Raw genomic sequence first — 13683 nt, 5'->3', positions numbered from 1 at the left:
GACACGGCCCGCACGAACCGACAGCGCCGGGCCACACCCGGCCTTCCGGGGTTTCGAGGCTCGGGCCTAGCGGCCCTCACACCTCAACCACCGGGACGCGCACCAACCGACAGCCCTCACGCCACACCCGGCCATCCGAGGTTTCGAGGCTCGGGCCTAGCGGCCCTCACACCTCAACCACCGGGACACGCACAGCCCTCACGCCACACTCGGCCTTCCGAGGCTCGGGCCCAGCGGCCCTCACACCTCAACCACCGCGGAGGTCAGTTGCCGCGGATGATGCGGCGGACCCGCTCCCAGCGCTCCTTGATCGCGGACTCCGCACCCAGCGAGGTGGGCTGGTAGTACGCGCGGTCGAGCACGACGTCGGGGGCGTACTGCTGCTCGGCGACGCCGAAGGGCTGGTCGTGGCTGTACTTGTACGTCGACCCGTGGCCGATCTTCTTCGCCCCCGCGTAGTGGGCATCGCGCAGGTGGGGTGGCACCTGGCCGATCTTGCCGGCGCGGACGTCGGCGATGGCGGCGCCGATCGCGGTGGTGACGGCGTTGGACTTCGGCGCGACCGCGAGCGCGATGGTGGCGTGGGCGAGGGTCAGCTGGGCCTCCGGCATGCCGATCAGCTGCACGGTCTGCGCGGCGGCGACCGCGGTCGCGAGCGCCGAGGAGTCGGCCAGGCCGATGTCCTCCGAGGCGAGGATCATCAGCCGCCGGGCGATGAAGCGCGGGTCCTCCCCCGCCTCGATCATCCGCGCCAGGTAGTGCAGGGCGGCGTCGGCGTCGGAGCCGCGGACGGACTTGATGAAGGCGCTGACCACGTCGTAGTGCTGGTCGCCCTGGCGGTCGTAGCGGACAGCCGCGCGGTCGACGGCGGTCTCCGCGGTCGACAGGTCGACCGTGTCGAGGCCCTGCGAGGCCGCGGCTCCGGCAGCGGCCTCGAGGTAGGTCAACGAACGACGCGCGTCACCGCCCGCCAGCCGGACGAGGTGCTCGAGAGCCTCCTCCTCGACCTTGACCGAGCCGCCGAGACCGCGCTCGTCCACGATCGCCTGGTCGAGCACGGCGCGTACGTCGTCGTCGGTCAGCGACTCGAGGCGCAGCAGCAGGCTGCGGGAGAGCAACGGCGAGATGACGCTGAAGAACGGGTTCTCCGTCGTCGCGGCGATCAGCGTCACCCAGCGGTTCTCGACGCCCGGGAGCAGGCCGTCCTGCTGGGCCTTGCTGAAGCGGTGGACCTCGTCGACGAAGAGCACGGTCTCGCGGCCCGTCGCGACCAGCTCCGCGCGCGCCGCGTCGATCGCGGCACGCACCTCCTTGACGCCCGCCGACACCGCGGAGACCTCGACGAAGCGCCGGTCGGTCTGCTGGCTGACGATCGAGGCGATCGTCGTCTTGCCGGTGCCGGGCGGCCCCCAGAGCAGCAGGGACATCGACTGGTCGCCCTCGACGAGCCGCCGCAGGGGCGAGCCGGGTGCGCGCAGCTGGGACTGCCCGACGAGCTCGTCGAGCGTACGCGGCCGCATCCGGACCGCCAGCGGTGCCGACGCGTGCGTGTTCGCATTCAGCGAGCCGCCCCCGGCCCGGGCAGCCGCGCCGGGGGTCTCGAACAGTCCGTCGTCGTCCACGTCGTCAGGTTAGGCGTACGACGACGCCGGCCACGACCGGGTCAGGCCGAGGCCATCGTCTTGCGCTCGAGGTCGAACCAGGTGTCGGCGTACCCAGGCTCGTTGCCGACCAGCGGCGACGGCGTCGCGCCGGGGTCCGGCGCACCGGAGTCGTCGACCCCGAGGAGGCCGGCCGTGACCGGCTTGACCGGGTGGTGGCCGAGCTCGCCGGCGAAGTGGCAGGCGACCTTGTGCGTCGCACCGATCTGCAGCAGCGGCGGCTCCACGCGTGCACAGATCTCCTGCGCGAGCGGGCACCGGGTGCGGAACCGGCAGCCGGACGGCGGGTTGATCGGGCTCGGCACGTCGCCCTCGAGCCGGATCCGCTCGCGTCGGCCACCGACGGCCGCCTGCTTCACGTCCGGCACCGCGGACAGCAGGGCCTGCGTGTACGGGTGGTTGGGCCGGTTGTAGAGCGTCTCGCGATCAGCGATCTCGACGATCTTGCCGAGGTACATGACCGCGACCTCGGGGCAGAAGTGCCGCACGATCGCGAGGTCGTGGGCGATGAAGAGGAACGCGATGTCGAACTCGCGCTGCAGGTCCTGCATCAGGTTGATCACCTGCGCCTGGATCGACACGTCGAGCGCGGAGACCGGCTCGTCGGCGACTAGGAGCTTCGGCTGGAGGGTCAACGCGCGGGCGATGCCGATGCGCTGGCGCTGGCCGCCGGAGAACTCGTGCGGGTAGCGGTTGTAGTGCTCCGGGTTGAGGCCGACGATCTCGAGGAGCTCCTGGACCCGCGGCAGGATCTTGTCCTTCGCCATCACGCCGTGGATCACCAGCGGGGCGCCGATGATGGAGCCGACCGTATGCCGGGGGTTCAGCGACGTGTAGGGGTCCTGGAAGATCATCTGGATGTCGCGGCGCAGCGGCTTGAGGGCGCGCGGGCTGATCGTCGTGATGTCCTGGCCCTCGAACTCGACGGATCCGCCCGTCGGCTCGTAGAGGCGGGTGACGAGGCGTCCGGTCGTCGACTTGCCGCAGCCGGACTCGCCGACGAGGCCGAGGGCGCCGCCCTTGGGCACCCGGAAGGACACGCCGTCGACGGCCTGGACGTGTCCGATGGTGCGTCGGATCAGACCGGCGGACTTCACCGGGAAGTACATCTTGAGGTCGCGGACCTCGAGGATCGACTCCGCGTCCGGGTTCGCGGCCGTGGGCGCGTGCGGGACGACGGTGCCGAGGTCGCTGACGACGTCGGCCGACGTCGGATCCTCGGTCCCCGACCAGGGGTCCTCGTTCGGCATCCCGGCATTGGCCGGGGTCTGGTTGCTCATCGGTTCTCCACCAGGTCCGGCGCGATCTCGGGCAGGACTTCGGTCTCGTAGACAGCGTCGGGGTTCGTGAGGTGGCACCGCTTCAGGTGGCCTTCGTAGCGCGTGCCGGGCACCAGGTCGGGCAGCGTGGTGCGGCACAGGTTGCCGGGCACCTTGTCGCGGTGGGCGCAGCGCGGCTCGAACGCGCAGCCGCGCGGCGGGTCGAGCAGGCTGGGCGGGTTGCCGGGGATCGGCACCAGCTTGGCGCTCGTGTCGCCGGTGACGTCGGGCACGCTGGAGAGCAGGCCCCAGGTGTACGGCATCTCCGGGTGCGTGAGGAGCTCCTTGGTGGCGCCGTACTCGACGGCGCGCCCGGCGTACATGACCAGCACGTCGTCGGCCATCTCGGCCACCACGCCAAGGTCGTGGGTGATGATCATGACCGCGGCGTCGAAGTCGCGCTGCAGGTCCTGGAGCAGGTCGAGGATCTGCGCCTGGACGGTGACGTCCAGCGCGGTGGTCGGCTCGTCCGCGATCAGCAGGCTCGGGTTGTTGATGAGCGCCATGGCGATCATCGCGCGCTGCCGCATGCCGCCGGAGAACTGGTGCGGGTAGTCGTCGACCCGGCGGTTGGGCTGCGGGATCCCGACCCGGTCGAGCATCTCGATGGTGCGCGTTCGGGCGGCCTTCTTCGAGACGCTGTGGTGCACCCGGTACGCCTCGGCGATCTGGTTGCCCACGGTGTAGTAGGGGTGCATCGCCGAGAGCGGGTCCTGGAAGATCATCGCGATCTCCGAGCCACGCTTGCGTCGCATCTCCTCGTCGCCGATCGAGAGCAGGTCGACCCCGTCGAGCAGGATCGAGCCACTGACGATCGCGCTGGTGCCGCGGTGCAGACCGAGGATCGCCGAGGAGGAGACGGACTTGCCGGAGCCGGACTCGCCCACGATGCCGAGGGTCTTGCCCTTCTCGAGGGTGAACGAGAGCCCGTCAGTCGCCTTCACGATGCCGTCGGCAGTCGGGAAGTGGACCTTCAGGTCCTGGACGGAGAGGAACGGTGTCGTCATCAGAGCTTTCCTAGCCGGCGCTCAGTCGAGCCGAACACGGGGGTCGATGTAGGCGTAGAGCACGTCAACCACGATGTTAGCGACGATCACGAAAGCGCCTGCGATGAGCAGCAGACCGATCAGCGTCGGCAGGTCGTAGGAGACGTTGGCCCGCACGGCGAGCGCGCCGAGTCCGTAGAAGCTGAACACCGACTCGGTGATGATCGCGCCGCCCAGCAGGCCGGCGAAGTCCAGGCCGATCATCGTGACGAGCGGCGTGAGAGCCGCACGCAGCCCGTGCTTGAAGAGCACCTTGCGCGGCGCCAGGCCCTTGGCCTTCGCGGTCCGGATGTAGTCCTCGGACAGCGACTCGAGCACGAACGACCGAGTGATGCGGACATAGCTGGCGAGGTAGACGAGCGCGAGTGTCGTCGCCGGGAGCAGGAGGTTCAGCAGCCACTGCCCCACTCCCCCGTCGGCTATTGAGACGTATTGAGGGAAGGGGACCAGCCCCCATTTGATGGAGACGTACTTGAGCAGGAAGATCGCCGTGAAGAAGGTCGGGAACGCGTAGGCGACCAGCGTCAGCCCGACGATCCCGCGGTCGATCAAGGTCCCCTTCGTCACGGCCGCTAAGAGCCCGAAGAGGACGCCGAAGAGGACCCAGATGATGACCGCGATGGTCGCCAGCGAGATCGAGATCGGTGCTGCCTCCTTGACGAGCTCGTTGACGGTCGTCGCATTCACCTGCGAGTAGCCGAAGCACGGCGCCCCGCAGTGGGTGACGATGTCCGGGGCGGCCGCCTGGAGCTCCGGGTCGTCGGGGTAGTCACGACCGACCACGATGCCCTTGAGGAAGTCGGTCCACTGCTCGACGACCGGCTTGTCGTAGCCGAGGGCCTTCTCCGTGGTGGCGCGCTTCTCGGGGGTGCAGTTCTTGCCGCACGCGTACCGGGTCACATCCACCGGAGAGGCGAAGAAGAGGACGAACGTCATCAGGCTCAGAGCGAGCAGCAAGATGATGCCGACGAAGATTCGGCGCACGAGGTAGGCAAGCAAAGCCGGGTCTGCCTTCGGGTCGGGGGGCACCAGGTGCCCCGGAGAGGCGGGGGCCCGCCTTGCTCGGTCTAGTGAACTAGGCCGAGCAATGAATCACTTGGTGACGCCGATCGGACCGAGGTCCGGGTACGACGACGACGCGGCGTCGGTCATGAAGTCCGTGACGCCCGAGCCGTACAGCCAGTAGAAGCGGCTGGTGTCCAGCGGGATGTAGGCGGTGTCGTTCGCGAGAACAGTGTCCGCCTGCGTGAGCACCTCGTTCTGGGCGTCGATGTCGGGGGCCGTGGCCGCCTTGTCGAGCAGACCCTCGAACTCGTCACTCTGGTAGTAGCCGTAGTCCTGGCCGAGGTTGGTGACCTTGCCGTCCTTGCCCCGCGCGAAGTTCTGGCGGGAGTCGAACAGCGGCGGCAGCACCGTCATGGCCGACGGCCAGTCAGCACCCCAGCCGGCCCAGACGACGTCGCTGTCCTTGTCGGGCTGGTTGATGACGTCGTAGTACGTGTCAGCGAGCGGGTCGAGCTTGACCTTGAAGCCAGCCTTCTCCCAGCCCTCCTGCAGCACGGCCGCGGTCTTGTCCTGGGTCTCGGACTGACCGTAGGTGTAGGTGATCGGGTACGGCAGGGTCACGCCGGCCTCCTGGAGGAGAGCCTTGGCCGCCTCCGGGTCGCCACCGTTGGAGCCGGAGAAGGCCTCCTGCTCGGTGTAGCCCGGCAGACCCGGGTTGATGATCGACTCGGCCGGAACGCCGGCCTTGTCGCCACCCTCGGCCTTGGTGTAGCCGTCGACGTCCGTCGCCAGCGCCAGCGCCTGACGGACCTTGGGGTCCTTCAGCTTCTGCTGGTTGGGCACCAGGTAGTTGGTGTACGGCGAGTCGACCAGCGCGGTGCGGTCCGCGATCGGGCCCTCGATCTGGCTGAAGTACGCCGGAGCGACACGAGCCGAGGTGATCGCGTTCTTGTCGTCACCGGCGTCCGCGACCAGACGGTCGAGGATCGGCTCGGCGGCCGTGAAGATCTGGTAGTCGATCTGGTCCGGGTTGGCCTCACGGAGCTTGTCCGGGGTGTCGGTCGCAGCGTCGTAGTTCTCGTTGCGGACCAGCGTGGCGCCCTTGTTGACCTGCCACTTGCCGCCCTCGACCTTGTACGGGCCGTTGGACAGGACAACCCACTTGGACTTGTCGCCCTTGTCGACCGACTCCTTGTAGGGGTCGGTCGCCATCAGCGACGCCACCGAGAGCGGGAAGTCCGGCCACGGCTTGTTGAAGTGGTAGGTGATGGTCTTGCCATCGCAGGTGACTGCCTTGTCGAACAGCTCCTGGCCGGTGCCGATGTAGGGGCCCTTGTACGCCGAGCCGCCCTTCGGGTCCGCCGGGATGTCGAGGTAGCCCTTGAGGTAGAAGCCCGCACCGCCGGTGAGGACGTCGTCGGCGAACGCACGCGAGGCGCCGTAGGCGAAGTCCTCACACGTGATGTCCGAGCCGTCCTCCCACTTGATGCCGTCCTTCAGCGTGAACGACCACACCTTGCCACCCTCGGTGGAGGTGCCGGTGTCCGTCGCGAGGTCCGGGATCGGCGTGTTGGCGACGTCCGAGTCCTTGTCGAACGGGAAGCCGACGAGGGAGCGGTAGAGGGTGCGACGGAAGTTCGCGAGCTCGACGCCGTAGTAGATCCGCTGCGGGTCCGTGCTCTCGAACGGGAAGTGCTGCAGGTACTGCAGCGTCCCGCCCTTGGCGCTGGTGTCGCCCGAAGAGTCACCATCGCTCTTCGAGCCGTCGGATCCGCCACCGCACGCCGCGAGGGCAGCCGTCAAGGCCGCCGCAGCACTCAGGGCGACCATCCGCTTTCGCATCTTGGCCATTACTTCTCCTTGGATGTGTGTCGCGCCGAGAACGGCGGCACTTTCGGCGACTCGGTGTCACCGAAGACTGGGTGTTCTAGCGGTCGCCCTTGGGGTCGAGGGCGTCGCGCAGGCCGTCCCCGAGCAGGTTGAACGAGACGACGATGAGGGCGATGAGGAACGCCGGGGCGAAGAAGTACAGGAAGTCGCCGCTGGCGTACTGGATCGAGTCCTTCAAGATGTTGCCCAGCGTGGGCGTCGGGGGCCGCACGCTGACACCGAGGTAGGACAGCGCGGCCTCGGCGGAGATGAAGGCCGGCATGTAGAGCGTGAAGGTGATCAGGATCGGCGCCCAGAGGTTCGGGAGCAGCTCCTTGAACCAGATGCGGCGCTTGCTGGCTCCGAACAGCTTCGCGGCGTCCACGAACTCGCGCTCGCGCAGCGACAGGACCTGACCGCGGATGAGGCGCGCCGTGCCGGTCCAGCCGAAGAGGCCGAGGACCAGGACCACGAACAGGCCCTGCGCGATCGCTCCCTCCGGCACGTGGAACGTCTCGGTCAGCACCGCCAGGCCGACCGGAGCGGCGGCCAGCAGGAGCAGGGTCTGCGGGAACGCGAGGACCAGGTCGATGATGCGACCGATGACTGAGTCGGTCCAGCCGCCCGAGAACCCGGCGATGATGCCGAGCACCACACCGATGAACACCGCGATGATCGAGGCGGAGACGGCGACGACCAGCGAGTACGTGATGCCGAGCCAGATGCGGCTCAGCACGTCGCGGCCGATGCCGGGCTCGACGCCCAGCGGGTGGTCCCAGGTGATGCCCCACCACTTGCCGATGGGGAGCGCGTCGGGGCCGATCAGGTCCGGGTGGATCTTGAGGGGGTTGAGCACGTCGGCCGCCACGAGGATCGGGCCGAGGATGGCCGCGACGAAGTAGAGGATCACGATGACGAGCGCGACCATGGACTTCTTGTCCTTGCGGAACCGCGCCATGGCGAGCTGCGTCGGAGACTTGCTCTCGACAGCCTGGGCCCGGAACTCGTCGTCCGGGTCGGGGGTCCGGCCCTCGAGCTCGTTCAGCGGCGTGGCGGTCATGTCACCTCTGTCTTGTGGGAACTGGTGTGCGTTGGTCCGACTGTCCTGGTAGGGACGGCGGGGGTCAACAACCGAAGCGACTGTATGTGACGCCAACCGCCGATCGGGTCTTCCGCGTGTAACGATCTGGTCTCGACCAGGGAGCACTGACGTCCTCCCGAACCGGGCTCCGGCGCAAGACCCTTCGCCCGACCCGGGCCCTCACCGTGCAGCTTGCGCCGAAGTCGTCTGAGGACGAGAGGACGTACGGCGCTGCTCCGGTGCCGCTCGGGTGCTCGCGACCCAGATCACGTTTCGGACGTGACCAATCCGTTATGCGGGGTCGGCCTCCGCGGCCGGCGTCGCGTCGACGCCCGCCTCCTTGCGCTGGGCGGGAGTGATCGGCGCCGGGGCGGCCGTGAGCGGGTCGAAGCCACCGCCGGACTTGGGGAAGGCGATCACGTCGCGGATCGAGTCGGTGCCGGCCAGCAGGGCGCAGATCCGGTCCATCCCGACCGCGATGCCGCCGTGGGGCGGCGCACCGAAGGTGAACGCGTCGAGGAGGAACCCGAACTTCTCGTGCGCCTCCTCCTCGGTGAGGCCCATGACCGCGAAGACCCGCTTCTGCACGTCCTCGCGGTGGATCCGGATCGATCCGCCGCCGAGCTCGTTGCCGTTGCACACGATGTCGTAGGCGTACGCCAGCGCCGAGCCGGGGTCGGTGTCGAACGTGTCCAGGAACTCCGGCTTCGGACCGGTGAAGGCGTGGTGGACCGCGGTCCACGCGCCGGCGCCGACCGCGACGTCGCCGCTGGCGACCGCGTCGGAGGACGGCTCGAACATCGGGGCGTCGACCACCCAGGTGAAGGCGAAGGCGCTCTCGTCGATCAGTCCACCGCGGCGGCCGATCTCGAGACGAGCGGCGCCCAGCAGGGCCCGGCTCGGCTTCGTGGCACCCGCCGCGAAGAAGACGCAGTCGCCCGGCGCGGCACCGACGTGGGCCGCGAGCCCGGCCCTCTCCTCCTCGGAGAGGTTCTTGGCGACCGGACCGCCCAGCTCGCCGTCCTCCTGGACGAGGACGTACGCCAGGCCCCGCGCGCCGCGCTGCTTGGCCCACTCCTGCCAGGCGTCCAGCTTCTTGCGCGGCTGGCTCGCACCGCCCGGCATCACCACGGCGCCGACGTACTCCGCCTGGAAGACCCGGAACGGCGTGGCCTTGAAGTAGTCCGTGCACTCGACGAGCTCGAGGCCCATCCGCAGGTCGGGCTTGTCGGAGCCGAAGCGGGCCATCGCGTCGGCGTACGTCATCCGCGGGATCGGGCGAGGGATGTCGACGTCGATGAGCTTCCACATCGCGGCGAGCACGTCCTCCATCAGCGCGATGACGTCGTCCTGGTCGACGAAGCTCATCTCGATGTCGAGCTGGGTGAACTCCGGCTGACGGTCGGCGCGGAAGTCCTCGTCGCGGTAGCAGCGCGCGATCTGGAAGTAGCGCTCCATGCCCGCGACCATCAGCAGCTGCTTGAAGAGCTGCGGGCTCTGCGGCAGGGCGTACCAGCTGCCGGGCTGGAGCCGCGCCGGCACCAGGAAGTCGCGTGCGCCCTCGGGGGTGCTGCGGGTCAGGGTCGGCGTCTCGATCTCGACGAAGGCGTGGGCGTCGAGGACGTCGCGGGCGGCCTTGTTGATCTTGCTGCGCAGTCGCAGCGCGTGGTTGGGGCCGGAGCGGCGCAGGTCCAGGTAGCGGTGCTTGAGCCTGGCCTCCTCCCCCACCTCGACGTGGTCGCTGATCGGGAACGGCAGCGGTGCGGCGGCGCTGAGCACCTCGACGTCGCTGGCGACGACCTCGATGGCCCCGGTCGCGAGGTTGGGGTTCTCGTTGCCCTCCTTGCGCGCCCGCACCTCGCCGGTGATCTTGAGGCAGTACTCGGCGCGCAGCTGGTGCGCGACCTCCTCGTCGCGGATCACGACCTGGACGACCCCGCTGGCCTCGCGCAGGTCGATGAACGCCACGCCGCCGTGATCGCGCCGGTTCGCGACCCATCCGGCGAGGGTCACGGTCTGGCCGACGTGCTCGGCGCGCAGGGTGCCGGCGTCATGGGTGCGGATCACGATCTTGTCTCCGTAACGTTGGTTGAGCCTGTCGGAAGCACCTGCGGTCGCAGGTCCTCCTCGGGTGGGGTCCAGGTCGCCGGGTCGGCGGCCACCTGCTCCCCCGACCGGATGTCCTTGACCTCGTGGCCCTGGTCGCTGGTGAACCAGACGAACGGGATGCCCCGGCGCTCGGCGTACCGGATCTGCTTGCCGAACTTCTGCGCACTGGCCACGACCTCACACGGGATGTCGCGCGCGCGCAAGGTGTTTGCGATGGCGTCGCTGTCGGCGCGCGACTCCTCGTCGACCACGGCGACCAGCACGACGCTGGGCACCTTGCGCGACGCGGCGAGCCCGGTGCGCGCCATGAGGGGTACGACGACGCGGCTGACGCCGAGCGAGATGCCGACGCCGGGGTACGTCGTGCGCCCGTCGGACGCGAGCGCGTCGTACCGGCCACCGGAGCAGAACGACCCCATCGACTCGTAGCCGTCCAGCCGGGTCTCGAAGACGGTGCCGGTGTAGTAGTCGAGCCCGCGCGCGATCGAGAGGTCGGCCTCGACGCGGACCCGGTCGCTGACCAGGTCGGCGCAGGAGCGCACCAGCGCCGCGAGCTCGGCCAGGCCCTCCTCGAGCAGCTCGTGCTCGACACCCAGGCCGCGCACCGCCTCCACGAACGAGTCGTCGGTCGCCCGGATCGTGGCCAGGGCCAGCACCCGGTCGGCGGTCGGCTCGTCGATGCCCGCCTCGGCGAGCAGCAGTTCGCGCACCTTGTCGACCGGCACCTTGTCGAGCTTGTCGACGACTCGCATGACCTCGTCGGCGTCGTCGATGCCCAGGCCGGCGTAGAAGCCCTGGATCAGCTTGCGGTTGTTGACCTGCAGGCGGAAGCCGGGCAGGAAGGTCAGCCGGGTCAGCGCGTCGACCATGACCCGGGTGACCTCGACGTCGTGGTGGAACGGCAGCTCGTCGCGGCCCACGATGTCGATGTCGGCCTGGGTGAACTCCCGGAAGCGGCCCTCCTGCGGCCGCTCACCGCGCCAGGCCTTCTGGATCTGGTAGCGCCGGAAAGGGAACTCCAGCTTGCCGGCGTTCTCGAGGACGTAGCGCGCGAACGGCACGGTCAGGTCGAAGTGCAGGCCGATGCCGGCGTGCCCCTCGGCCGACTCCTCGTGGAGACGGCGCAGGAGGTAGACCTCCTTGGAGGTGTCGCCCTTGCGCAACAGCTGGTCGAGCGGCTCGACCGCGCGGGTCTCGATGCCCGCGAAGCCGTGCAGCTCGAACGTGCGACGGAGGGTGTCGATGACCTGCTGCTCGACGAATCGTTGCTCGGGCAGCAGCTCGGGGAACCCGCTCAGCGGGGTCGGCTTGGCCATGTCAGAGGTCCTGGAGGTAGGGGTTGGTCGCCCGTTCACGGCCGATGGACGTCTGCTCGCCGTGCCCGGGGAGCACGACGATGTCGTCGGCGAGGGGCAGCACCTTGGTCGTGAGGCTGCGCAGCATCGTCGGATGGTCGCCGCCGGGCAGGTCGGTGCGGCCGATCGAGCCCGCGAAGAGCAGGTCGCCGGAGAACATCACCTCGGAGACGTCCTCGCGGTCGTACGGCGTCCGGAAGGTCATCGAGCCCTGCGTGTGGCCGGGGGTGTGGTCGGTGACGAACCGCAGCCCGGCGAGCTCGAGCTCCTGGGCGTCGGCGAGCTCGCGGACGTCGTCCGGCTCGGCGAACCGGTGGTTGCCGCCGAGCAGCATCTGCGCAGTCTCGGGGGACAGGCCGGCCATCGGGTCGGCGAGCAGGTGGCGGTCGGCGGGGTGGATCCAGGCGGTGGCGTCGTACGTGCCCGCGACCGGCGCGACGCACCACATGTGGTCGACGTGACCGTGGGTCACGAGCACGGCGACCGGCTTGAGGCGGTGCTCCCGGACCAGCTCGGCGACCCCGTCGGCGGAGTCCTTGCCGGGGTCGATGACGACGCACTCGCTGCCGGGCCCGGTCGCGGCGACGTAGCAGTTGGTGCCCCAGGGGCCCGCGGGGAAGCCGGCGATCAACACCCCGGAAGACTATCGAGCCGACCGGGTGCGCGTCGCATCGGTGCTGGCTCAAGGAGCGGACCCGAGACCGCTCGTGGCTAGCATGGTCGTGGGCGTCCCCGCAGGGGACGGCGCCGTGGCAGCCGATCGGGCCTGGGCCCAGAGCGAGTGGAGTGCACCAGTGACGAGTCATCAGTGGGGCCGAGTCGACGACGACGGGACCGTCTACGTGACGACCGCCGAGGGCGAGCGCTCCGTCGGTCAGTACCCGGAGGGCTCCCCCGAGGAAGCGCTGAAGTTCTTCACCGAGCGGTACGACGCGCTCGCGTTCGAGGTCGAGCTGCTCGAGAAGCGGGTCGCCAGCGGCGTCATGTCGCCCGAGGAGGCGACCGCGTCGGTGCGGACCGTCCGCGAGCAGGTGACGACCGCCAACGCGGTCGGCGACCTGCCAGCGCTCATCGCGCGGCTCGACGGGATGGAGCCGCTGCTGGAGCAGCAGCGCGAGGCCCGCAAGGTCGAGCGCGCCCAGCGCGCCGCCGAGGCTCGTGCAGGCAAGGAGAAGATCGTCGCCGAGGCCGAGATCCTCGCCGAGGGCTCCGACTGGCGCCACGGCGCCAACCGGATGCGCGACCTGCTCGACGAGTGGAAGGCGCTCCCCCGCATCGACCGGTCGTCGGACGACGCCCTGTGGCGCCGGTTCTCGACCGCGCGCACGGCGTACACCCGTCGCCGCAAGGCGCACTTCTCCGAGCAGCACGAGAAGCGCGACGCCGCCCGGAGCGTCAAGGAGAGGCTCGCCACCGAGGCCGAGAGCCTCGCGACATCGACCGACTGGGGCGGCACCGCCGGCCGCTACCGCGACCTGATGCGGGAGTGGAAGGCCGCCGGTCCCGCCCCGCGGGACGTGGACGAGGCCCTGTGGAAGCGCTTCCGCGGCGCCCAGGACACCTTCTTCGGCGCCCGTGACGCCGCTGCGGCCGAGCAGGACGTCGAGTTCGCCGCCAACGCCGAGGTCAAGGAGGCGCTGCTGCTCGAGGCCGAGAAGCTCGTCCCGGTCACCGACCTCGACGCGGCCAAGCGTGCCTTCCGCGACATCGCGGACCGCTGGGACGCGGCGGGCAAGGTGCCCCGCGACCGGATGAAGGACCTCGAGGCGCGGATCCGCAAGATCGAGACCGAGATCCGCGGCGTCGAGGACGAGCAGTGGAAGCGCTCGGACCCCGAGAAGTCCGCTCGCGCCGACGACATGGTGAGCAAGCTCGAGGACGCGATCGCCAAGGTCGAGGCCGACCTGGAGAAGGCGCGCGCCGCCGGGAACGCCAAGAAGATCAAGGACCTCGAGGACAACCTCGAGTCGCGTCAGTCGTTCCTGGAGATGGCGAAGCGGGCCAGCGCGGACTTCTCCGGCTGAGTCCGTGACGGGTGGCCTCGAGGCTCGCCGCTGGCGCGGCTCGCACCTCGACCACCGGACCCGAGGCGTCAGGGCCGCCAGGCCTGGGCCTCGAGACCACCGCCGGCGCACGGACCCCGCCGGTCGAGGTGCTAAGGCCGCCAGGCCTGAGCCTCGAGACCACCGCCGGCGCACGGACCCCGCCGGTCGAGGTGCGAAGGCCGCCAGGCCTGAG

The 13683-nt window shown here is 69.7% G+C and carries 10 protein-coding genes; 1 reads left to right on the top strand and 9 read right to left on the bottom strand.

Features of this window, described 5'->3' with window-relative positions; translation table 11 throughout:
• Window positions 1-263: 263 nt before the first annotated feature.
• From N542_RS0118970 to N542_RS0118930, 9 genes are all read right to left on the bottom strand, one after another.
• Window positions 264-1622: a replication-associated recombination protein A gene (locus tag N542_RS0118970; RefSeq protein ID WP_028645277.1), complete on the bottom strand. Its 1359-nt coding sequence runs from the start codon at window positions 1620-1622 to the stop codon at window positions 264-266.
• A 41-nt stretch (window positions 1623-1663) separates the two neighbouring features.
• The gene (locus tag N542_RS0118965) at window positions 1664-2941 is read right to left on the bottom strand and encodes an ABC transporter ATP-binding protein (RefSeq protein ID WP_028645276.1); all 1278 of its coding nucleotides are present in this window, start codon (window positions 2939-2941) and stop codon (window positions 1664-1666) included.
• The gene (locus N542_RS0118960) at window positions 2938-3987 is read right to left on the bottom strand and encodes an ABC transporter ATP-binding protein (protein ID WP_028645275.1); all 1050 of its coding nucleotides are present in this window, start codon (window positions 3985-3987) and stop codon (window positions 2938-2940) included. Before N542_RS0118960 ends, N542_RS0118965 begins: the two co-directional genes overlap by 4 nt.
• A 21-nt stretch (window positions 3988-4008) precedes the next feature.
• Window positions 4009-5010: an ABC transporter permease gene (locus N542_RS0118955; RefSeq protein WP_231482768.1), complete on the bottom strand. Its 1002-nt coding sequence runs from the start codon at window positions 5008-5010 to the stop codon at window positions 4009-4011.
• 108 nt (window positions 5011-5118) lie between these two features.
• Window positions 5119-6882: an ABC transporter substrate-binding protein gene (locus tag N542_RS0118950; protein ID WP_028645273.1), complete on the bottom strand. Its 1764-nt coding sequence runs from the start codon at window positions 6880-6882 to the stop codon at window positions 5119-5121.
• Between the two features lie 76 nt (window positions 6883-6958).
• Window positions 6959-7960, bottom strand: coding sequence for an ABC transporter permease (locus N542_RS0118945; protein ID WP_028645272.1), 1002 nt, complete (start codon window positions 7958-7960; stop codon window positions 6959-6961).
• Window positions 7961-8272: 312 nt separating this feature from the next.
• Window positions 8273-10048: an aspartate--tRNA ligase gene (aspS, locus tag N542_RS0118940; protein ID WP_028645271.1), complete on the bottom strand. Its 1776-nt coding sequence runs from the start codon at window positions 10046-10048 to the stop codon at window positions 8273-8275.
• Window positions 10045-11406, bottom strand: coding sequence for a histidine--tRNA ligase (hisS, locus tag N542_RS0118935; protein WP_028645270.1), 1362 nt, complete (start codon window positions 11404-11406; stop codon window positions 10045-10047). Before hisS ends, aspS begins: the two co-directional genes overlap by 4 nt.
• A gap of 1 nt (window position 11407) precedes the next feature.
• Entirely contained in the window at window positions 11408-12079 is a 672-nt protein-coding gene (locus N542_RS0118930) for an MBL fold metallo-hydrolase (RefSeq protein ID WP_028645269.1), read from the bottom strand.
• 160 nt (window positions 12080-12239) lie between these two features.
• Here N542_RS0118930 and N542_RS0118925 point away from each other — a divergent pair, with 160 nt between their 5' ends.
• Window positions 12240-13469, top strand: coding sequence for a DUF349 domain-containing protein (locus tag N542_RS0118925; protein WP_028645268.1), 1230 nt, complete (start codon window positions 12240-12242; stop codon window positions 13467-13469).
• Window positions 13470-13683: the final 214 nt, after the last annotated feature.

It is taken from the genome of Nocardioides sp. URHA0020 (assembly GCF_000620705.1).
In the GTDB taxonomy this organism is placed as follows: domain Bacteria; phylum Actinomycetota; class Actinomycetes; order Propionibacteriales; family Nocardioidaceae; genus Nocardioides.
This window is presented reverse-complemented; position numbering and strand designations above follow the sequence as displayed.